This window comes from Streptomyces griseorubiginosus, from assembly GCF_036345115.1.
Classification (GTDB): Bacteria; Actinomycetota; Actinomycetes; order Streptomycetales; family Streptomycetaceae; genus Streptomyces; species Streptomyces griseorubiginosus_C.
Map to the genome: position 1 here is coordinate 4,532,152 of NZ_CP107766.1, position 19,573 is coordinate 4,551,724.

At 72.5% G+C, this 19,573-nt stretch carries 19 protein-coding genes; 13 read left to right on the forward strand and 6 right to left on the reverse strand.

All coding sequences use genetic code 11. The features are described 5' to 3' along the window. Positions 1-53 precede the first annotated feature (53 nt). The 10 genes from OHN19_RS20385 (at position 54) to OHN19_RS20430 (ending at position 9,090) form a co-directional block, all read left to right on the forward strand. The gene (locus tag OHN19_RS20385; protein ID WP_330265565.1) at positions 54-1,709 is read left to right on the forward strand and encodes an FAD-dependent monooxygenase; all 1,656 of its coding nucleotides are present in this window, start codon (positions 54-56) and stop codon (positions 1,707-1,709) included. Between the two features lie 236 nt (positions 1,710-1,945). After that, the gene (locus OHN19_RS20390) at positions 1,946-2,446 is read left to right on the forward strand and encodes a hypothetical protein (RefSeq protein ID WP_330265566.1); all 501 of its coding nucleotides are present in this window, start codon (positions 1,946-1,948) and stop codon (positions 2,444-2,446) included. Between the two features lie 272 nt (positions 2,447-2,718). Beyond that, on the forward strand, positions 2,719-3,345 hold the full coding sequence (locus tag OHN19_RS20395; RefSeq protein WP_330269659.1) for a class F sortase: 627 nt from the start codon (positions 2,719-2,721) through the stop codon (positions 3,343-3,345). A 147-nt stretch (positions 3,346-3,492) separates the two neighbouring features. Then, positions 3,493-4,569 carry a SchA/CurD-like domain-containing protein gene (locus OHN19_RS20400; RefSeq protein WP_330265567.1) on the forward strand — a complete coding sequence of 359 codons (1,077 nt, stop codon included), beginning with the start codon at positions 3,493-3,495 and terminating at the stop codon, positions 4,567-4,569. Positions 4,570-4,990: 421 nt separating this feature from the next. Continuing rightward, positions 4,991-5,440: a cupin domain-containing protein gene (locus OHN19_RS20405; RefSeq protein WP_330265568.1), complete on the forward strand. Its 450-nt coding sequence runs from the start codon at positions 4,991-4,993 to the stop codon at positions 5,438-5,440. Beyond that, entirely contained in the window at positions 5,437-6,705 is a 1,269-nt protein-coding gene (locus tag OHN19_RS20410; protein WP_330265569.1) for a beta-ketoacyl-[acyl-carrier-protein] synthase family protein, read from the forward strand. The genes OHN19_RS20405 and OHN19_RS20410 overlap by 4 nt, the downstream gene beginning before the upstream one ends. Beyond that, entirely contained in the window at positions 6,702-7,952 is a 1,251-nt protein-coding gene (locus OHN19_RS20415; RefSeq protein WP_330265570.1) for a ketosynthase chain-length factor, read from the forward strand. Before OHN19_RS20410 ends, OHN19_RS20415 begins: the two co-directional genes overlap by 4 nt. A gap of 44 nt (positions 7,953-7,996) precedes the next feature. After that, positions 7,997-8,254, forward strand: a complete 258-nt coding sequence (locus tag OHN19_RS20420) for an acyl carrier protein (protein WP_330265571.1) — start codon at positions 7,997-7,999, stop codon at positions 8,252-8,254. Position 8,255: 1 nt separating this feature from the next. Continuing rightward, on the forward strand, positions 8,256-8,735 hold the full coding sequence (locus OHN19_RS20425; RefSeq protein WP_330265572.1) for an SRPBCC family protein: 480 nt from the start codon (positions 8,256-8,258) through the stop codon (positions 8,733-8,735). A gap of 19 nt (positions 8,736-8,754) precedes the next feature. Continuing rightward, positions 8,755-9,090: a TcmI family type II polyketide cyclase gene (locus tag OHN19_RS20430; RefSeq protein WP_330265573.1), complete on the forward strand. Its 336-nt coding sequence runs from the start codon at positions 8,755-8,757 to the stop codon at positions 9,088-9,090. Positions 9,091-9,167: 77 nt separating this feature from the next. Here OHN19_RS20430 and OHN19_RS20435 read toward each other — a convergent pair whose 3' ends face one another. The 3 genes from OHN19_RS20435 to OHN19_RS20445 form a co-directional block, all read right to left on the reverse strand. Then, positions 9,168-10,196, reverse strand: a complete 1,029-nt coding sequence (locus tag OHN19_RS20435) for a methyltransferase (RefSeq protein ID WP_330265574.1) — start codon at positions 10,194-10,196, stop codon at positions 9,168-9,170. Positions 10,197-10,265: 69 nt separating this feature from the next. After that, entirely contained in the window at positions 10,266-11,327 is a 1,062-nt protein-coding gene (locus OHN19_RS20440) for a right-handed parallel beta-helix repeat-containing protein (protein ID WP_330265575.1), read from the reverse strand. 73 nt (positions 11,328-11,400) lie between these two features. Further along, complete coding sequence (locus OHN19_RS20445) at positions 11,401-12,432, reverse strand: medium chain dehydrogenase/reductase family protein (protein WP_330265576.1); 1,032 nt, start codon at positions 12,430-12,432, stop codon at positions 11,401-11,403. 95 nt (positions 12,433-12,527) lie between these two features. On the opposite strand from OHN19_RS20445, the gene OHN19_RS20450 reads away from it, so the two are divergent. Further along, positions 12,528-13,181 carry a TetR/AcrR family transcriptional regulator gene (locus tag OHN19_RS20450; protein WP_330265577.1) on the forward strand — a complete coding sequence of 218 codons (654 nt, stop codon included), beginning with the start codon at positions 12,528-12,530 and terminating at the stop codon, positions 13,179-13,181. Between the two features lie 262 nt (positions 13,182-13,443). On the opposite strand, the gene OHN19_RS20455 is transcribed toward OHN19_RS20450, so the two are convergent. After that, positions 13,444-14,688 carry an MFS transporter gene (locus OHN19_RS20455; protein WP_330265578.1) on the reverse strand — a complete coding sequence of 415 codons (1,245 nt, stop codon included), beginning with the start codon at positions 14,686-14,688 and terminating at the stop codon, positions 13,444-13,446. A 134-nt stretch (positions 14,689-14,822) separates the two neighbouring features. Here OHN19_RS20455 and OHN19_RS20460 point away from each other — a divergent pair, with 134 nt between their 5' ends. Then, complete coding sequence (locus OHN19_RS20460) at positions 14,823-15,761, forward strand: LysR family transcriptional regulator (protein WP_330265579.1); 939 nt, start codon at positions 14,823-14,825, stop codon at positions 15,759-15,761. A 5-nt stretch (positions 15,762-15,766) separates the two neighbouring features. On the opposite strand, the gene OHN19_RS20465 is transcribed toward OHN19_RS20460, so the two are convergent. Beyond that, entirely contained in the window at positions 15,767-16,513 is a 747-nt protein-coding gene (locus OHN19_RS20465; protein WP_330265580.1) for a DUF4232 domain-containing protein, read from the reverse strand. 186 nt (positions 16,514-16,699) lie between these two features. On the opposite strand from OHN19_RS20465, the gene OHN19_RS20470 reads away from it, so the two are divergent. Continuing rightward, complete coding sequence (locus OHN19_RS20470; RefSeq protein ID WP_330265581.1) at positions 16,700-17,992, forward strand: transcriptional regulator; 1,293 nt, start codon at positions 16,700-16,702, stop codon at positions 17,990-17,992. 12 nt (positions 17,993-18,004) lie between these two features. Here OHN19_RS20470 and OHN19_RS20475 read toward each other — a convergent pair whose 3' ends face one another. Beyond that, a complete protein-coding gene (locus OHN19_RS20475) occupies positions 18,005-19,321 on the reverse strand; it encodes a phosphatase PAP2 family protein (RefSeq protein ID WP_330269660.1) in 1,317 nt (438 codons plus the stop codon). Positions 19,322-19,573: the final 252 nt, after the last annotated feature.

Consider the following 19,573-nt stretch of genomic DNA (forward strand, 5'->3'; position numbering starts at 1 on the left):
GCTCCCGGCCGTATCCGGACGAGTCGGTGGACACGACGCGCTGGAGGCGAGCGATGAACCACAGAGCCGAACAAGCCGACCCCACCATCCACCGGGTCCCGGTCCTCATCGTCGGCGGTTCCCTGGTCGGCCTGTCGACCTCGGTGTTCCTGGGCCGGCTGGGGGTGCGGCACACCCTGGTGGAGCGCCATTCCGGCACCTCCATCCACCCCCGCGGCCGCGGCAACAACGTCCGCACGATGGAGCTGTTCCGCACGGCCGGTGTCGAGCCGATGATCCGTCAGGCGGCCGCCACGCTGGCCGACAACCACGGGATCCTCCAGACCCCGACCCTGGTCGGCGACGCGGGCGAGTGGCTCTTCAAGGAGATCGACGCGGGCGGCGGACTGGCCCGCTTCAGCCCGAGTTCCTGGTGCCTGTGCAGCCAGAACGACCTGGAACCGGTGCTGCTCGACCACGCCAGGCGGCTCGGCGGCGACCTGCGCTACGCGACCGAGCTGATGTCGTTCGACAGCGGGCCCGACGGTGTCACCGCGGTGGTCAAGAGCCGCGAGACCGGCGAGCACACCACGTTCCTCGCGGACTACCTGGTGGCCGCCGACGGCCCCCGCAGCCCCGCCCGCGAGCAGCTCGGCATCGGCCAGAGCGGTCCCGGTGACCTGTTCAGCAACGTCAGCATCACCTTCCGCTCCCGCCGGCTCGCCGACGTGGTGGGCGAGCGCCGCTTCATCGTCTGCTACCTCACCGACCCGGACGCCGACGGCGCCCTGCTGCCCGTGGACAACCGGGAGAACTGGGTCTTCCACGCCCCCTGGCACCCCGAACGCGGCGAGACGCTGGAGGAGTTCACCGACGAGCGCTGCACGGACCACATCCGCCGCGCGGTCGGCGTCCCCGACCTCGACGTGGAGATCACCGGGCGGGCCCCCTGGCACGCCGCCCAGCGGGTCGCCACGAGGTATCGCGCGGGCCGTGTGTTCCTGGCCGGCGACTCGGCCCACGAGATGTCCCCCACCGGTGCGTTCGGCTCCAACACCGGTATCCAGGACGCCCACAACCTCGCCTGGAAGCTCGCCGCGGTGCTCGGCGGCTGGGCCGGTGAGGGTCTGCTGGACTCGTACGACGCCGAGCGCCGCCCGGTCGCGGAGGCGACCAGCGCCCGTGCCGCCGCCCGGTCGGCCGAGCACAGCCACCCCGGCTACGCCCCGCCGCCCGGCACCGGCGGCGGCCCGCAGCGCGGCATCCTCAACGTGGCCCTCGGCTACCGCTATCCGGTGGGCGCGGTCGCCGGCACCGACCCCGCGACCCCGGTCGTGCCGGACCGCCTCGACCTGTCCGGGGAACCCGGCAGCAGGGCACCCCACCTGGCGGTACGGCACCGAGGGGAGCGGATCTCCACGCTGGACCTCTACGAGCGGTCGTTCGTGCTGCTCAGCGGGGCCGGCGACGCGGGCGGCTGGCACGAGGCCGCCGTACGCCTCGCCGCGGACACACCCGTCCCCCTGGACTCGTACCGGATCGGCGAGGGGACCGAGGCCGAGCTGACGCCCGAGGGCGGCACCGACTGGGCGGCGGCGCACGGTACGACGTCCGGGGGCGCCGTCCTGGTGCGGCCCGACGGGTTCGTGGCCTGGCGGGCACAGGGCCCGGCCCCGGACGCCGAGGCCGTGCTGCGGGAGGTCCTCGGGGCGGTGCTGTCCCTGGGCTGAGCTCCGCCCCTTCGTCGATCGGACGCCACGTCAGGCACGGTGCCGGGCGTGGCGTCAGACGTTGCGTCAGGTGTGCGCGAGGTGCCGCGGGGCGCCGGGCGGGCGGCCGGATTCACCCGTGTGATCGCCTTGAGTGGTGGGGGACGGGCCGCTGGATGACGGTGGATCACGTCGGAGGCGGGCCACATCAGCTGACGAAGCACCAGCTGCCCGGCCGCCGACGGAAGGAACGTCAGATGCGCTCTGCTCGCATGATTCTGGCCACCGCGGCCGCTTCGACCGTCCTCGCTCTCGGTGCCCCCGGCGCCTACGCGGCGGCCGGCGACGACTGGGACCAGACGGACTCCTCCTACAGCAAGGAGCAGGACAAGGAGCACGGCAAGGAGCACGGCAAGGGTGACCACGACCGGCCGCACGGTGGCGTGCACACCGGTGGCGGTGCGCTGACCGCGGTCAACGCGGACGACTGGGGCACCGCTAAGGACCCCAAGCACGACCCGGAGACCTACAAGGACAAGGACGACCAGAGCAAGGAGTCCGGCGGCTGGAGCGGCAAGCAGGAGGAGAGCGGCGGCGGCTGGAGCGGCAGCCACGAGAAGCCCAGCGGCGGCATGCACACCGGTGGCGGCGCGCTCGCCTCGCCGGGCATGACCGCGGGCGGCCTCGCCGTCCTGGCGGTCGCCGGAACCGGGCTGTACGCGGCGCGTCGTAAGAAGACCGCCGGAAGCCTGGCCTGACCCATGCCGGATGCGATAGCCGCTGAGGCCGCCACGCGTGCGCGCCGCGTGGCGGCCCGGCCGGCCGCACCGGGGCCCCGTCCCGTCCCCCGTGCGATCCGTCGCCCCGCCGGTCCCCGTCCCTCCCCCGTCCGATCCGCCACCGTGCCCCGGTGAGGTTGATTCCGTTGGCAGTTCGACCCTCTTCCCCCGCAGACAGCCCCGGCAACCGCCCGCTCGACAGTCTGGGCGGCGCCGCACCGGCCCCGAACGAGCGGGGATCCAGCAGCAGGATGGTGCTGGCCGCCGTAGCGGTCCTCGTCGTGGCCGTGAGCCTGTTCGGCGGCAACGACTCGTCGCCCGACGATCCGTCCCGCCCGCCGCAGGCCGCCCCCGTCTCCGGGTCGGCCCCGGCGGCGGGCAACCCGGCGGACGGTCCGGCGCCGACCGCGGCCGAGGGCAGGCATCTGCCGCGCTCGGCGCCCGTGCGCCTGCTCATCCCCAAGATCTCGGTCGACGCCCCCTTCACCCAGCTGGCGATCGGTCCCACGGGGCAGCTCCAGCCCCCGCCGGCCGCCAACACCAACCTCGTCGGCTGGTACGCCGACGGCGCCTCCCCCGGTGAGACCGGTACGTCGATCATCGCCGGGCACGTCGACACGGCGACCTCGGCCGCCGTCTTCGCGCGGCTGGGAGAGCTGCGCAAGGGAGACGTCTTCCACGTCGACCGGGCCGACGGAAGCCGGGCGAGCTTCACGGTCGACAGCGCGGAGACCTTCGCCAAGGACGACTTCCCCAGTCAGCGGGTGTACGGCGACACCGCCCAGGCCCAGGTCCGGCTCATCACCTGCGCGGGCGACTACGACCACTCGGTCAAGGACTACACCGACAACCTCGTGGTCTTCGCCCACCTCACCTGAGCCGGTTCCGGCCGTCCGACCGTCGATCACCCGCTCGGTGCATACGAGTCGCGCCCTTCACAGCGCGGGCACAGGATCGAGGCACGCCGACGTCACCCCCCGTGTGGCCGACGTCCGTCCGTCCCCCACCAAGGAGTTGTGCGCAGCATGACCACCACGTCCGAACGTGTCACGAAACCGCTTGCACAACAGGCGTCGCAGCGTGTCTCCCAGTCCGTGTTCGACGGTTCGAGGCTCCGTGTCGTCCTGCTGGTCGATGTCTACGACGGTGCCCAGCAGCAGTTCCTGGAGGCCTACGAGCAGTTGTGCAACCAGGTCGCCTCGGTCCCCGGGCATGTCAGCGACCAGCTGTGCCAGTCCATCGAGAACCCCTCCCAGTGGCTGATCACCAGCGAGTGGGAGAGCGCCCCGCCCTTCCTGACGTGGGTGAACAGCGAGGAACACGTGCACATGGTGGAGCCGCTGCACTCGTGCGTCCGGGACACCAGGTCGCTGCGCTTCCACATCGTCCGCGAGACCGGCGGACCGGCGGTGGACACCAAGGCGGGCAAGCGCCGGCTCCAGGCCTCCCCCCGCATCGGCGACGGCCTGATCCGGCACGCGCTCACCTTCACCGTCAAGCCGGGCAGCGAGGAGGCCGTGGCGAAGATCCTCGCCGACTACGCCTCCCCGGAGCCCCGGGTCGACGACACCACCCGGCTGTGCCGCACCTCCCTGTTCATGCACGGCAACCGGGTCGTGCGGGCCATCGAGGTGCGCGGCGACCTGCTCGCCGCACTCCGGTACGTGGCCCGGCAGCCCGCGGTACGGGCCGTCGAGGAGGCCATCAACCCCTATCTGGAGCAGGACCGGGACCTCGACGACCCCGAGTCCGCGCGGGTCTTCTTCACCCGCGCCGCGCTGCCCGCCGTACACCATGTGACGGCCGGTCAGGAGAGCCCGGACGCGGTGCGGCACGCGTTGTACTACCCGGCCCGCGAGGGTCAGGGCATGCGGCTGGCCGAGCTGCTCGCCCGGCAGGACGAGGCGGCGGCGGACGACCCGCAGGGGTCGGTGCTGCGCAGCACGATCTTCCAGCGCGACGACATCGTGGTGCGTCTGGTCGACGTGCGCGGCGGGCTCGACACCGACGCCGGTCAGGACGCCGAGCTGACGGCGCTGCTCGACGGCGGGGCGGTCTCCTGCATGGAACTCGTCACCGACCGCCGCTCGCCCGACGCCTGATCACCGTCGCCCGGGACGGTGCCGGTGGTGGCGTCCCACCGGACGACGCGGTCGGGCGGGCCAGATGTCCCACCGGGTCGTGACCTCCCGGTGCGGGGCGCATGGCCCAGGGGTCGTGACCACCTCCCCGTGCGGGGCGCATGGCGCAGGGGTCGTGGCCTCCCCGTGCGGGCCGCGGGCTCCGAGCGGTCGGGGTCACGACCGGCGGCTCGCGCCCCCGTACCACCGGCGGCCCGCGCTGCCGTACCACCCGGCGGCCCGCGCTGCCGTACCACCCGGCGGCCCGCGCTGCCGTACCACCCGGCGGCCCGCGCTGCCGTACCACCCGGCGGGACGCCCCCCGTGCCGGCCACGCCCTCATGCAGGTGCGGCACACGCAGGTGCAGCACATGTCGTCACAGCACATGTTCGGAGGAACGTCGTGATCAATCGTCATCCCGGAATCGTGGACCTCAGCGAGGTCGAGCCCAACACCCGGCGCGGTGGCGACCTGCGCGCCATGCTCACCCCCACCACGGTCGGCTCGACCAGCGGTTTCATGGGCGTGGCCATCGTCCAGCCAGGGGACCGCATCGCCGAGCACTACCACCCGTACTCGGAGGAGTTCATCTACGTCGTCTGCGGGCAGCTGGAGGTGGACCTCGACGGTGAGCCCCACCCGCTCCAGCCCGAGCAGGGCCTGCTGATCCCCGCCCACATGCGGCACCGCTTCCGCAACGTGGGCAGGGTGGAGGCCCGGCTGGTGTTCCACCTCGGCCCGCTGGCCCCGAGCCCGCCGCTCGGGCACGTCGACACCGAGGACGCGAACGGCGTGCCGATCCCGGTGGAGCCGTCCGCGGTCGGGGCCGAGCGAGCACAGGTCCGCTCATGACCAGGCGCGTGGCGGTCACCGGCATAGGAATCGTCGCCCCGGGCGGCATCGGGGTCCCGGCGTTCTGGGACCTGCTGACCAGCGGCCGTACGGCGACCCGCGGCATCACGTTCTTCGATCCGTCCGGGCTGCGCTCGCGGATCGCCGCCGAGTGCGACTTCGACCCGGCGGCCCACGGACTGGACGCGGAGCAGATCGCCCGCGCCGACCGGTACATCCAGTTCGCCCTGGTCGCCGGCGAGGAGGCGATAGCCGACTCCGGCCTCGACCTGGCCGCGGAGAACCCCTGGCGGGTCGGGGTGTCGCTGGGCACCGCGGTCGGCGGGACCACCCGGCTCGAGCACGACTACGTCCTGGTCAGCCATGGCGGGCAGCGCTGGGACGTGGACCACCGGGAGGCCGGCCCGCATCTGCACCGGGCGTTCGCGCCCAGCACCCTGGCCTCCGCGGTGGCGGAGCGGTTCGAGGCGCGCGGGCCGGTGCAGACCGTCTCCACCGGCTGCACCTCGGGTCTGGACGCCGTCGGGTACGCCTTCCACACGATCGAGGAGGGCCGGGCCGACGTGTGCATCGCGGGCGCCTCGGACTCGCCGATCTCCCCCATCACCATGGCCTGCTTCGACGCCATCAAGGCGACCTCCCCGAGCAACGACGACCCCGCGCACGCCTCCCGCCCCTTCGACGCCGACCGCAACGGCTTCGTGATGGGTGAGGGCGGCGCGGTGCTGGTCCTGGAGGAACTGGAACACGCCCGGGCCCGCGGCGCGCACGTGTACTGCGAGATCGGCGGCTACGCCACCTTCGGCAACGCCTACCACATGACCGGTCTGACCGCCGAGGGCCTGGAGATGGCCCGGGCCATCGAGGACGCCCTCGGCCAGGCCCGCCTCGACGGCACCGCGATCGACTACGTCAACGCGCACGGCTCGGGCACCCTGCAGAACGACCGGCACGAGACGGCCGCGGTCAAACGCGCTCTGGGCGCGCACGCCTACGACACGCCCATGAGCTCCATCAAGTCCATGGTGGGCCATTCCCTCGGCGCGATCGGGGCGATCGAAGTCGTCGCCTGCGCGCTGGCCCTGGCCCACCAGGTCGTGCCGCCCACCGCGAACTACGAGACCCCCGACCCCGAGTGCGACCTGGACTACGTGCCGCGTGTCGCCCGTGAGCGCAGGCTGCGCAACGTGCTCTCGGTGGGCAGCGGGTTCGGCGGCTTCCAGTCCGCGGTGGTCATGACCCTGCCGAGGGAGAGGACCCTATGAGCGCCTCGAACGCCCGGCGCGCGGCCGTCACCGGAATCGGCGTGGTCGCGCCCAACGGAATCAGCACCGACGCCTTCTGGAAGGCCACCAGGGAAGGTGACAGCGCCCTGGACGTCATCACCCGCGACGGCTGCGAGGGCATGCCGCTGCGGGTGGCCGGCCAGGTGCGCGACTTCGACCCGCCGTCGGCGATCGAGGAGCGCTACCTCGTCCAGACCGACCGGTTCACGCACTTCGCGATGGCCGCGGCCGACCTCGCCCTGGAGGAGGCCGGGCTCGGCCGGGCCGACACCGACGCCGCGCCGTTCTCGGTGGGCGTGGTCACCGCGGCCGGCTCCGGCGGCGGTGAGTTCGGACAGCGCGAGCTCCAGCAGCTGTGGGGCAAGGGCAGTCGTTTCGTCGGGCCGTACCAGTCGATCGCCTGGTTCTACGCGGCGAGCACCGGCCAGATCTCCATCCGGGGCGGCTTCAAGGGCCCCTGCGGGGTGATCGCCGCCGACGAGGCGGGGGGCCTGGACGCCCTGGCGCACGCGGCGCGGGCCGTGCGACGCGGCACCGACGTGATCGTGGCCGGTGCGACCGAGGCGCCGCTGGCCCCCTACTCGATGGTGTGCCAGCTCGGGTACGAGGAGCTGAGCACCGTCGCCGAACCGGACCGCGCCTACCGGCCGTTCACCACGGCGGCCTGCGGTTTCGTGCCCGCCGAAGGGGGCGCCATGTTCGTCGTGGAGGCCGAGGAGTCGGCCCGCGACCGGGGTGCGCCGCTGCGGGCCGTCGTCGCCGGGCACGCGGCGACGTTCACCGGCGCCTCCCGCTGGGAGCAGTCCCGGGAGGGGCTGGCCCGGGCGATCCGGGGCGCCCTGGAGGAAGCCGGGTGCGCGCCCGAGGAGATCGACGTGGTCTTCGCCGACGCCCTCGGGGTGCCGGCGGCGGACCGCGCCGAAGTGCTGGCGCTCGCCGACGCCCTGGGCCCGCACGCCGGGCGGGTGCCGGTCACGGCGCCGAAGACCGGCGTCGGCCGGGGTCTGGCCGCGGCGCCCGTACTGGACGTCGCGGCGGCGGTGCTGGCCATGGAGCAGGGGCTGGTACCGCCCACCCCGAACGTCTTCGACATCTGCCACGACCTCGACCTCGTCACCGGCCGCGCGCGGGCCACCGAGACGCGCACGGCGCTGGTCCTCAGCCGGGGACTCATGGGGTCGAACTCGGCGCTGGTGCTCCGGCGCGGTGCCGGCGACGCCTCGTAGCGGGGCCTCGCGAACTCACATCACCAGGCAAGGAGAACAACCGTATGAGCGACCGCATCACCGTGGAAGAGCTGGCCGGGCTGATGAAGAAGGCCGCCGGGATCACCGTCGCCCCGCAGGACCTCGAGCAGATGGCCGACTCCGGCTTCGACGCCTTCGGCCTCGACTCGCTCGGCCTGCTCGGCATCGTCGGCGAGCTGGAGAACCGCTACGGCACGCCGATGCCCCCCGACGCCGAGAAGAGCAAGACGCCTCGGCAGTTCCTCGACCTCGTCAACAGCACGCTTCTCGCGGGAGCCTGAGATGACCGGACACACACAGAACGAGGTCACCATCGCGGCCCCGCTGGACCTGGTCTGGGACATGACCAACGACGTGGCGAACTGGCCGAACCTGTTCAGCGAGTACGCCTCCGCCGAGATCCTCTCCCAGGAGGGGAACCGGACCACCTTCCGGCTCACCATGCACCCCGACGACAACGGCAAGGTGTGGAGCTGGGTCTCGGAGCGGGAGGCGGACCGCGACACGCTCACCGTGCGCGCCCGCCGGGTCGAGACCGGGCCCTTCGCCTACATGAACATCGTGTGGCAGTACGAGAAGGTGCCCGAGGGCACCCGGATGGTCTGGACGCAGGACTTCGCGATGCGGCCGGACGCCCCGGTGGACGACGACTGGATGACCGACAACATCAACCGGAACTCCAAGGTCCAGATGGCTCTGATCCGGGACCGCATCGAGAAGGAGGCCGGAGAACGCCGGCCCGTCTCGGTGCTGTCCGACTGACCGGGACGGAGACCCGACGATGCACCAGTCCTTGATCGTCGCCCGCATGGCCCCGGAGTCCGCCCTCGACATCGCCAAGGTGTTCGAGGAGTCGGACCGGGGTGAACTCCCCCACCTGGTGGGGGTCGCGCGGCGCAGCCTCTTCCAGTTCGGCGAGGTGTACCTGCACCTCATCGAGTCCGAGCGGGACCCCGGGCCCGCCATCGCCAAGGCGGCCGGGCACCCCGAGTTCCGGGACGTCAGCGAACGGCTGTCGGCGTACGTCAGCGCGTACGACCCGGCGACCTGGCGCTCGCCGAAGGACGCGATGGCGCGCTGCTTCTACACCTGGGAGCGGGACGCCGTCCGCTCCTGAACCACCGCCGCTCGCCGGGCACACGCTGTCGTGTGCCCGGCGAGCGGCGTTCCCCGGAGCCCGTGCCGGCGGCTCGGTCAGCGCGGGACCGTGCAGTCGAAGGCGTGCAGGTACGGGTTGACCGGGCGGATGTCGTCGATGACCAGGCCCGCGTCGGTCAGCCTGCCGGTCAGGGACTCGGTGGTGTGCTTGGCCCCTCCGACGTTCAGGAGCAGCAGCAGGTCCATGGCGGTGCTGAACCGCAGCGAGGGCGAGTCGTCGACGAGGTTCTCGATGACCACGACCCGTGCTCCCGGGCCGCCCGCCTCGATGACGTTGCGCAGGGTGCGGGTCGTGCTGTTGTCGTCCCACTCCAGGATGTTCTTGATGACGTAGACGTCCGCCTTGACCGGGACGGCCTCCCGGCAGTCGCCGGGCACCAGCCGCATCCGGTCCGCGAGAGCACCACCCTCGCGCAGCCGCGGATCGGCGTTGGCCACCACACGCGGCAGGTCGAGCAGGGTGCCGTGGAGCGCGGGGTACTTCTCCAGCAGGCTCGCCACCACGTGCCCCTGGCCGCCGCCGATGTCGGCGACCGAAGTGCTCCCCGACAGGTCGAGCAGCTGCGCCACGTCCCGCGCGGACTGCACGCTGGAGGTCGTCATGGCCCGGTTGAAGACGTCGGCCGACTCCGGGGCGTCCTCGTTGAGGTAGGTGAAGAACTCCTTGCCGAACAGGTCCTTCACCACACTGCGGCCCGAGCGCACGGCCTCGTCGAGCAGCGGCCACGCCTGCCAGGTCCACGGCTCGGTGCACCACAGCGCGATGGCGCGCAGGCTGTGCGGGTCGTCCTCGCGCAGCAGCCGGGACATGTCGGTGTGCGCGAACCTGCCGTCCGGCTGCTCGGCGAAGACGCCGTAGCAGGACAGGGCGCGCAACAGCCGCCGTAGCGTCCTCGGTTCGGTCTTGACCTCGGCCGCGAGGTCCTCGACGGCCAGGGGAGTGTCGTCGAGGGCGTCGGCGACACCCAGGCGGGCGGCCGCGCGCAGGGCGGCCGCGCACGCCGCCCCGAACACGAGCTCCCTGAGCCGCATGGACGGCGGCGCGGCGGTCTGTACGGCCGTCATGGGCCGTCCTCCTTCTTCGAGTTCTTCGCGGTCTTCGCGTTGTTCGGTGTCCTGGATGGCCATGGCCGGTCAGCACAGTCCCGCGGGCCTGGAGGCCCGGCAGGTGTTGCCCGTGAAGGCGTTGTCCTTGCCGGCGACCGTGTCGACGAGGTCCGCCGGCGCGTTGCCCTCCAGCGTGTTGTCGGTGATCCGGTTCCGCTCGCTGGTGGTGCCCACGAAGCTCTTGAACAGGACGATGCCGCCCGACAACGAGGAGGTGCCGACGTTGCCGGTGACGCGGTTGCCCGTCACCAGGGTGTCCTCGGTGCCGGTGAGCACGATGCCGGAGCCCTGGAGCGCCTCCAGCCGCGCGGTCTTGGGGCAGGACTTGTTGTTCCGCTCGACGGTGTTGCCGCGCACGGTGAGGGCGCCGGCCCGCGGCTTGTTCTCGTCGCCGACGACGAAGACGCCCGCGCAGTTGCCGGTGAGGTGGTTGTCGGCGACGGTGAGGTTCCTGAGGCGCCGGACGGTGATGCCGATCCGGTTGCCCTCCAGGCGGTTGCGCTCGACGACGGTCCCCTGGGTGTCGGCGGCGCCCGCTTCCCTCGTGATGGTGTTCGCGAGGAACAGGCCGGCGTCGCCGTTGTCCCGGGCGGTGTTCTTGCGGAACACCCCGCGGACCGAACCCTCCTGGGCGATCCCCCACACGCCGTTCTTCACCGCGGTCACGTTCCGCACGGTCAGTCCGTCGGTCGCCATGGCGAACACGCCGGTGCCGGGGAAGTTGCGCACGGTGAGGGAGGCGACGGTGACGCCCTCGAGGTCGCGGTCCTTCGCCCCGATCACGCAGATGCCGTTGCCGCGCTCGGCACAGGCGTTGGCGGCCTTCGTCGTGGCCGGCTCGATGACGGTCTCGCGGCCCGTGCCGCGCAGGGTGAGGCCGGGGGTGGTCACCTTGACGCTCTCGCGGTAGGTGCCGGGGGTCACGAGGACGGTGTCGCCCGGCTGGGCGGTGTCCACCGCCCGCTGGATCGACTGTCCCGGGAAGACCAGGTGGGTGGTCTGGTGGGCGGCGGCGGAGGGGGCGGCCGTGAGGGCCGCTCCGATGATCGCCACGGCGCAGGTCAGGTAGGAGATATGAAATCTCATCATATTCGGTACGTTATGGGGTGAATGCCCCGGAACGGTCCCGATAGACCACCTGGGGGCGTGTCACGGAACCGCACTACGGGGTGAGGACGACCTTGCCGGCGACGGTGCCGGACTCGGCCAGCCGTACGGCTTCGGCGACCCGGGCGAGCGGCAGTCGGGCGGCGACCCGGGCGGTGATCTCACCGCGCTGGAGGGCCGCGAAGACCTGGGTGAGGTCGGCGCGCAGCCGGGCCCGGAACCGGTTCTTGGCCAGGGCCTTGCCGGCCCACACGTTGAAGAAGTACGCGCGGCGGCGGTTGGGCAGCGCGTTCCACAGCCACACCCGGCCGAGGAGCTTGAGCACGGGCCACTGCTTGGAGCCCTCGGCGTCCCGGGTGGCGGCGCTGCCGTAGGAGACGAGGGTGCCGCCGGGGGCCAGCAGGCGCCAGGAGTCGACGATGCCGCGGCCGCCGACATGGTCGAAGACGGCGTGCACACCCTGCGGGGCGAGTGCGCGGATGCGGGCGGGCAGGTCGGCGGCGCGGTAGTCGACGGGGACGACTCCGCGCTCCCGCAGCGCGTCGTGGTGGCGCTCGGAGGCCGTACCGATCACGTGGGCGCCCGCGGCCCGGGCGAGCTGGACCAGGACCGAGCCGACACCGCCGTTGGCGCCGTACACGACGACGGTCCGGCCGGCCCGGACGCGGGCCTTGCGGTGCAGCATCTGCCAGGCGGTGATGCCGTTGACGACGAGGGTCTCCGCCTCGGCCGCGCCGATCCCGTCGGGCACCGGCACCGTGTCCGCCGCCTCGACCACGACATGGCTGGCCCAGCCGCCGACCTTGACCAGCGCGGCGACCCGGGTGCCGGCCAGCTCCGGCTCGACGCCCTCACCGGTCGCGAGGACGGTGCCGACGAGGTCGTAGCCGGGCACGAAGGGGAACGGCGGCTGGTCGTAGTAGCGGCCGCGCCGCATCTGCTGTTCGGCGAAGGAGACGCCGGTCGCCTCCATGCGGATCACGACCTGGCCAGGGCCCGCGGTGGGCACGGCCCCGCGCCGGATCCGGAGCCCTTCCGGCTCGACCTTGCCCGGCAGGACGACCTCGACGAGTTCCTCGATGTTCATGGTGACACCCTCCGAAGGGTTAGTTGGCTTCGCGTTGGTTAGAAGCTATAACCGCTACTCGGAAGTGTCAATAACTTCAGTGATAGCCTCTAACTATGGTGAACTCGGAAGCGAAGACCCCGCGCGAGCGGTACCGCGCCCAGGTGCGGACGGAGATCAAGGAACGGGCGTGGGAGCAGATCGCCACGGCGGGCGCGTCGGCGCTCTCGCTCAACGCGATCGCCAAGCAGATGGGCATGAGCGGGCCCGCGCTGTACCGGTACTTCGCCGGACGGGACGAGCTGATCACCGAGCTGGTCCGGGACGCGTACCGCAGTCTCGCCGACACCTTCGGGGCGGCCGTGCGGACCGGCGCCGACGCCACCGCGCTGGCCCACGCCCTGCGCGCCTGGGCCCTGGCCGACCCCCAGCGCTACTTCCTCGTCTACGGCACCCCCGTCCCCGGCTATCACGCGCCGGAGGACGTCACCGCGATCGCGCGGGAGATCATGGCGGCGCTCCTGGACGCCTGCGCCCGGCTGCCCGAGGACCGCCCGGCGAGCCCGTTCGACGAGCACCTGGAGGACCACCGCGACTGGGCGGCCGGCCACCCCGCCCCGGCCGCCACCCTGCACCGGGCCCTGACCTTCTGGACCCGCCTGCACGGAGTGCTCTCCCTGGAACTGTCCGGCCACTTCACGGGAATGGGCTTCGACCCGGCCCACCTCTTCACCACGGAACTGACGGAACTGACCGGCGCCCTGGAGTGAGGGGCCGGTGTCCAGGGGCGGCGTGAACGGCTCGCCCACCCGGTCCATGCGGGACGCCCGCCCGTCGCCGCGGTCGAGCTCGCAGGCGACGGAGGTTCCGGCGCTGCCCGGCGGAGACCGGCCGGTGCCGCTCCACGATGCCCCGCCCCGGTGGGTGCACCAAAGCCCCTCGTGACCGGCCACCGCGGGCGCCGTCCCGGTCGGTTTCCCGGCAGGCGACGGTGCCGGCGTTCGCGTGTGCGTCGGTGAGGCCTCCGTGGCCTCAGTGGCTGTGGGAAGGCTCCGGTTCCGGGTGCCGGGTTCGGTTCGGGTGGGGGAGCAGGAGGGGGGTGGTCAGGATGAGCAGGCCCGTGATGGTGAGGGCGGTGCGGGGGGTCGTGGCGTCGGCGAGGAGACCGGCCAGTGCGGTGAGGGCGGCGATGGAGGCCTGGGAGCCGATCGACCAGGCCGTCAGGGTGCGGGCCACGAGGTGCCCCGGGGTCTGTTCGAGCCGGTAGGTGGCGAGGACCGGGGTGTACAGGCTCATGTTGATGATGATCGCCAGCTCGACGACCATCACGGTGACGAGGCCGACGACACCGGGGCGGACGAAGGCCAGGCCGATCAGCCAGACCGCGCGCAGCGTGCCGACGGTCCGGAAGACCCGGTCCCGGCCGAAGCGGGCCACGACCCGGCCGGCCAGCCGCGAGCCGATGAGTCCGCCCAGACAGGGCAGGGCGAAGGCGAGGCCGTACTGCCAGGGCGGGAACCCGAGCCGACGCAGCAGCAGCACGGCCAGCACCGGTTCGGTGGCCATGATCAGACCGGCGACGAGCAACTGGTTGAGGTAGAGCGGCCGTAGAACGGGGTGGCCCAGGATGTGCCGCCAGCCGTCGAGCAGCCCGGCCGCCCGGACCCCCGGGCTCTTCCCGGTCGTCCGCGGCGCTTCCTCCCGGCCGCGGATCGCGGTGATGCCCAGCGCGGAGAGCAGGTAGCTGAGCGCGTCGGCCACCACGGTGGTGACCGGCCCGAACAGGCCGATCGCCGCCCCGCCCAGCGGTGGCCCGACCGCGATGGAGCTCCAGTTCGTGGACTCGAACCGCGCGTTGGCCACGAGCAGGTCGTCCGGTCTGACCAGGCTCTTGAGGTAGGCGCCACTGGCCGCGTTGAACGCGATCTTGGCCGCGGCGACCACGGCCGAGACCACGAGCAACTGGACGAAGCCCAGCCGGCCGAAGGCGTAACCGAGCGGGATCGTCGCCATGGCCGCGAACCGGACCAGATCCATCATGATCATGACCGGACGCTTGCGCCGGAACTCCACCCACGGCGCGAGCGGCACCGCGATCAGCGCACCCACGGCAGGCCCCACCGCCGAGAGTGCGGACACCTCGGCGGGCCCGGCACGCAGCACGAGCACGGCGATCAACGGCAACGCCCCGAACCCCAGCCCCGACCCGTACGCGCTCACCGCGTACGACGCCCACAGCCAGCCGAACGGCAGGCCCAGCCGTCTCCTGCCCACCACGCCCCGCCCCTCAAGAACCCGTCCGCACAAACCGGCGTTGACCGATGAGAGCCAAGCGGGCAGGACAACAGCAGGTCAAACAACCGACCTGACGGCAGTCCACAACCACCGGTTGTTCACTAAGGTGGGTCGGCGTGGACCTCGAAACCGTGCGCACCTTCGTCGCCGTCGCGGACGCGGGCCGGTTCCAGAGGGCCGCCGACGACCTGTCGATCACCCAGCAGGCCGTCTCCAAACGCGTCGCCGCGCTGGAGCGCACCCTCGGCGTGCGGCTGTTCACCCGTGCCCCGCGCGGGGCCGAGCTCACCATCGACGGCCGGGCGTTCCTGCCCCACGCCCGCGAGCTGCTGCGGGTCGCCGAACGGGCGTCCGCGTCCGTGCGCCCCGGCCGCCGTCCGCTGCGCGTCGACGTGATCGCCTCCCGCAGCGCGCAGTCGAGCCTGATGCGCGACTTCCACCGGGCGCATCCCGGGATCGAGCTCGACGTGATGATGCTGTTCGACATCGAGACGGCCGTCACCGCCCTGCGCTCCGGTGCGATCGACGCGTCCTTCCGGGCCGTGGCCGCGCCCGGCCGCCCCCTCCCCGAGGACATCGAGTCCGTCCGGGTCCTCGACGAGCCGCTCCAGCTCCTCACCGGCCCCGAGCACGCCCTGGCGAGCGCCCGGTCGGTGACCCTCGCCGAGCTCGTCGGGCACCGGATCTGGATGCCCGGCATCGCCCCCGGTACCGAGTGGGGCGCCTACTACGACGACCTGGTCGCCGAGTTCGGCCTCACCATCGAGGTGACCGGCCCCAACTTCGGCTCCGACGCGCTCCTCGACACCATCTCCGACACCCCGGCCCTGGCCACCTTCATGGGCGAGCACACCCGTCTCATCTGGCCCGCCGACCACGGCCTGCGCCGCATCCCCGTGACCGACCCGACGCCGGTCTACCCGCACTCGCTCCTCTGGCACCGCGACAACCCGCACCCGGCCCTGGCCACCCTCCGCGCCCACCTCACCGCCGGGACGGCCGCCCGGGACGCCGCCGGAACCTGGGTACCGGGCTGGGTGCTGCCGCACCGGTGACCGGGTCACCAGGACAGGGCGTCGTTCATGTCCTGCTGCCAGTAGGTGACCTTGAGGGAGTCGTCGACGTAGACGCCCTTCGCCGGCAGGGCCGGGGTCGCGGCCTTGCCGACGCTTCCGGAGAGGGAACGGCCCTGGAAGTGGACGGTCAGGGACTTCGCCGTGTGCCCGTTCGCGGCGCTGCCGTCGGTGGCGGACAGGTTCACGGAGGCGTAGCCGGACTGGCCCGGCTCGAGCGTGACCACCGCCTGCGGCTGGGAGTCCTCGATGGTCGGCGGCACCGACTGCGCCTCACCGAACCGGACGGCCGGAGAGCCGTAGAGGAAGCAGGTCCTGCTGCCCGTGTTGGTGACGGTGAGCAGCAGGTGGTTCACGGGACGGGTCAGCGGAGCCGCCACCGTCTTCGTCGTGGACCCCTCGCACGTGACCGGTGTCGCGGCCGAGGACGAACCGGCGGCGGAGGTGCGGGAGGCGGCGGGCGCCTTCGAGGCGGCGGCGGACGTGGGCTTCGCGTCCGCGGCGGTCCCGGTGCCGGTGCCGGTGTCGGTGCCGGTGGAGCCCGTGCGGGTCGACGAGCTCTCGGGGGTCCCGGAGCCGGCCTCCGTACCCGGGGTGGCGGAGGTGCTCGCCGTCGCGGCGCCCTCGTCCTTGGTGCCCGTGCCGTTGTCGCACGCGGTCAGGGAGAGCGCCGCGAGGACGGTGGTGGCCGCGGCGGCGGCGAGACGGATGCGGGAGGTGCGGAGGTTCGACATGTCGCTGTGCCCCTTGGGAGTTGGCGTTGCGGTGGTGATTGGATGACCGAAGCTTGTGAGGCGATCCGTCCCAACCGCCACGCCCAGCGGGCAGTTGGGGACACTGGAACGCTGAAACGGGCTTTGACCAGGCAGAATGCGGCGCCCTTGGAATGCGTTCCCGGGATGCCGAGGTGAGGGGTACGGGTGTCAGGGGCGACGGGGACGGCCGAGTCGGAGGCGTTCGCAGCGCTGTTGCGGGAGCTCAAGGACCGCTCGGGACTGAGCTACGGCGTGCTCGCCAAACGCCTGCACATGAGCACGTCGACACTGCACCGCTACTGCAACGGCACCGCGGTGCCGGTCGAGTACGCGCCGGTGGAGCGCCTCGCCCGGGTCTGCCGGGCCACTCCGCAGGAGCTCGTGGAACTGCACCGCCGCTGGATCCTGGCGGACGCGGCCCGCGGCCGCAGGACGGAGGCCCCGAGCGAGGACACGGGGGCCGCCGAGAACACGAGCCCCGTCGAGGACACGGGCGACGACGACCCCGGTGAGCCGGTCGTCATCGACCCGGCAGCCGAAGTCACCTCACCCCGTCGCTCCCCCTGGCCCCACCGCCGCCGTACCGCGCTGATCGCGTCCGTCGCCGTGGTCGCCGCGCTCGGCGCCGTCGCGTACGCCCTGCGCCCGAGCTCCGAACGCGCCGGGGACAGCACGGCGCCGACGATCACCGGCACCAAGGACGCCGGCCCCTCCCGGAGCCCTTCGGCCCGCCCGTCCGCCGACCGCGGACCGTCCGCGTCGGCCTCCGTCTCCCCCACCGGCACGGCGGACGCCGGGAGCACCGCGTCCGGCGATCCGAGCGGCGACGACAAGCCGGCCACCCGGCAGCCCGCCACCGGCGTCCCGCTCGCCGTCGCCACCCGCCCCTACGTCTACGACAGCCCGTGCAGCCAGCACTTCCTCGTCGACAGCGAGCCCGCGCAGGTCGGCCCGCCGGCGAGCGAGCAGGACGCCCCGCGCTGGGCCGCCGCGTACGGGGCGGTCTCCTCGGGCGAACAGGAGATCGCGCTCACCGTGCAGGGCACCGGCGCGGAGACCGTCGTCCTCAACGCGCTGCACGTACGGATCCTGTCCAGGGGCGCCCCGCTCGCCTGGAACGACTACTCGATGGGCGTCGGCTGCGGCGGCGGGGTCGGCACCAAGTCGTTCGACATCGCCCTCGACCAGGGCAGCCCCGCGGTCACCGGGAAGAACGGGCAGCGCGACTTCCCGTACAAGGTCAGCGAGTCCGACCCCGAGGTCTTCTACGTCACCGCCCACACCACGGCGCACGACGTCCGCTGGGACCTCACCCTGGACTGGTCCAGCGGCGACCGCAGCGGGACCGTGCACATCGACAACGACGGCAGCCCCTTCCGCACCAGCGCGAACGTGGACCGTCCCGGCTACGACTATCCGCTGGGCGGCAGCGAGTGGATCGAGCGGGTCGGGGGCTGATCCGGGCGCGGTTCAGGCAGGTTCGGGGTGCGGCTCCGGCTCCCGGGCCGGCACCGGCGCCGCCTCCCAGCGGGCGACGGTGCGGACATAGCCGTAGATCACGGAGAGCATCGCCAGCACGAGCAGCGGGCCGGCCAGCCAGGGGTGCTCGCCCATCTGGACCGGCAGCAGGGCGTACGACAGCAGGAGCGCCACGAAGACCGCCGTACCGTACGTCGTCAGCCGGAGCCCCGCGCGGTCCCAGCCGCGGTCGTACGTGCGTACGGCCATCTCGATGGTGAGGGTGAACACCACACCGGCGATGAGGTCGACGCCGTAGTGGTAGCCGAAGCCGAGCGTGGCGCAGAGCGTGGCGATCAGCCAGAACGTGCCCGCGACGCGCAGCAGGCGCGGGCCCTTGCGGGAGTGGATGAAGATCGCGGTGGCCCAGGCCGTGTGCAGGCTGGGCATGCAGTTGCGGGGGGTGACCGTGTCGAAGGGTATGGAGTGCGGGGCGGCTATCGGGGGCGGGGTCTTCGGCCACAGGTCGGCCACCGCCCAGTGTCCGTCGCTCGGTATCTGCGGCGACCACAGGGCGATCGACGCCCAGTGGTCGGTGCCGGTGCCGTAGGCGAAGACCGGGCCGACCACCGGGAAGATCATGTAGATGGCCGGGCCGAGCAGGCCGATCAGCAGGAAGGTGCGCACCAGGTGGTGGCGCGGGAAGCGGCGCTCGGCGGCCACGTTGCGCAGCTGGTAGAGCGCGACGACCACCGCGGCCACCGCGAGCTGGCCGTAGATGGTGTCGAGGAAGTTGAAGCCGATCGCGCCGGTCGCCGTGACGAGCCGGCCCATCAGCCAGGACGGGTTGCCCAGGGCGTGGTCGGCGGCCGCGAGGTACGGGTCGAGCACCTGCGGGCGGCTCTTCGCGGTGATGATCAGCCAGGTGTCGCCCAGTTTGCGGCCGGCCACCAGCACGAGGCCGAGACCGACGCCCTTCAGCAGCAGGGTCCGTTCCGCGCCGGTGCGGCGGGTGAGGGCGAGGACGCCGCAGCCCAGGGTCACCCAGAGCGCGCCGTTGCCGAAGGGGTGGCCGTGGGTCACCTCGATGCCGCACGCCGTCCGGACCACGAGGAAGCCGAGGTCGATGGCTATCGCGGCGCCGAGCGCGATGAAGCGTTGCCGCCAGGTCAGCACGACCATCGTCAGCGCCAGGCCGGCGTACAGCAGGGGCCCCGACTTCGGCGGGCCGACGGTCTCGCGCGCCAGGGTGGTCAGCGGCCCCGGCAGACCGTAACCGCGGGCGGCGAGCTCCAGCGCGACGAAGGAACCGAGGGCCACGGCGCCCATCACGGCCCACAGTCCCGCCCGTGCGTCGATTCGCTGGAGTATCTGTCTCAATTTCGGCCACTTCGCTAGATGTCGTTCAAAGAACCGCCTGCCCGAAAGGGGAAGAGGGAAGGATCACGGTCCGGGTTCCGGCCACCCGAGCATGCGCACAGTGATGTGCCCCCCTACATGAGAAGCCCGGCGCCCACCGGGTGGAAAGTGACCGGCAGCGGTTCCCCCCCTGGCACCGGCTGTGGATGCACTGTGGACGCC

What these genes read in the sequence shown, in the direction of transcription:
- OHN19_RS20385 (WP_330265565.1), top strand. Translation starts at nt 54, where the DNA reads ATGAACCACAGAGCCGAACAAGCCGACCCCACCATCCACCGGGTCCCG.
- OHN19_RS20475 (WP_330269660.1), bottom strand. Translation starts at nt 19,321, where the DNA reads ATGGGCGCCGTGGCCCTCGGTTCCTTCGTCGCGCTGGAGCTCGCCGCC.
- OHN19_RS20410 (WP_330265569.1), top strand. Translation starts at nt 5,437, where the DNA reads ATGACCAGGCGCGTGGCGGTCACCGGCATAGGAATCGTCGCCCCGGGC.
- OHN19_RS20390 (WP_330265566.1), top strand. Translation starts at nt 1,946, where the DNA reads ATGCGCTCTGCTCGCATGATTCTGGCCACCGCGGCCGCTTCGACCGTC.
- OHN19_RS20445 (WP_330265576.1), bottom strand. Translation starts at nt 12,432, where the DNA reads ATGAACATCGAGGAACTCGTCGAGGTCGTCCTGCCGGGCAAGGTCGAG.
- OHN19_RS20425 (WP_330265572.1), top strand. Translation starts at nt 8,256, where the DNA reads ATGACCGGACACACACAGAACGAGGTCACCATCGCGGCCCCGCTGGAC.
- OHN19_RS20400 (WP_330265567.1), top strand. Translation starts at nt 3,493, where the DNA reads ATGACCACCACGTCCGAACGTGTCACGAAACCGCTTGCACAACAGGCG.
- OHN19_RS20420 (WP_330265571.1), top strand. Translation starts at nt 7,997, where the DNA reads ATGAGCGACCGCATCACCGTGGAAGAGCTGGCCGGGCTGATGAAGAAG.
- OHN19_RS20450 (WP_330265577.1), top strand. Translation starts at nt 12,528, where the DNA reads ATGGTGAACTCGGAAGCGAAGACCCCGCGCGAGCGGTACCGCGCCCAG.
- OHN19_RS20435 (WP_330265574.1), bottom strand. Translation starts at nt 10,196, where the DNA reads ATGACGGCCGTACAGACCGCCGCGCCGCCGTCCATGCGGCTCAGGGAG.
- OHN19_RS20440 (WP_330265575.1), bottom strand. Translation starts at nt 11,327, where the DNA reads ATGATGAGATTTCATATCTCCTACCTGACCTGCGCCGTGGCGATCATC.
- OHN19_RS20430 (WP_330265573.1), top strand. Translation starts at nt 8,755, where the DNA reads ATGCACCAGTCCTTGATCGTCGCCCGCATGGCCCCGGAGTCCGCCCTC.
- OHN19_RS20395 (WP_330269659.1), top strand. Translation starts at nt 2,719, where the DNA reads ATGGTGCTGGCCGCCGTAGCGGTCCTCGTCGTGGCCGTGAGCCTGTTC.
- OHN19_RS20465 (WP_330265580.1), bottom strand. Translation starts at nt 16,513, where the DNA reads ATGTCGAACCTCCGCACCTCCCGCATCCGTCTCGCCGCCGCCGCGGCC.
- OHN19_RS20415 (WP_330265570.1), top strand. Translation starts at nt 6,702, where the DNA reads ATGAGCGCCTCGAACGCCCGGCGCGCGGCCGTCACCGGAATCGGCGTG.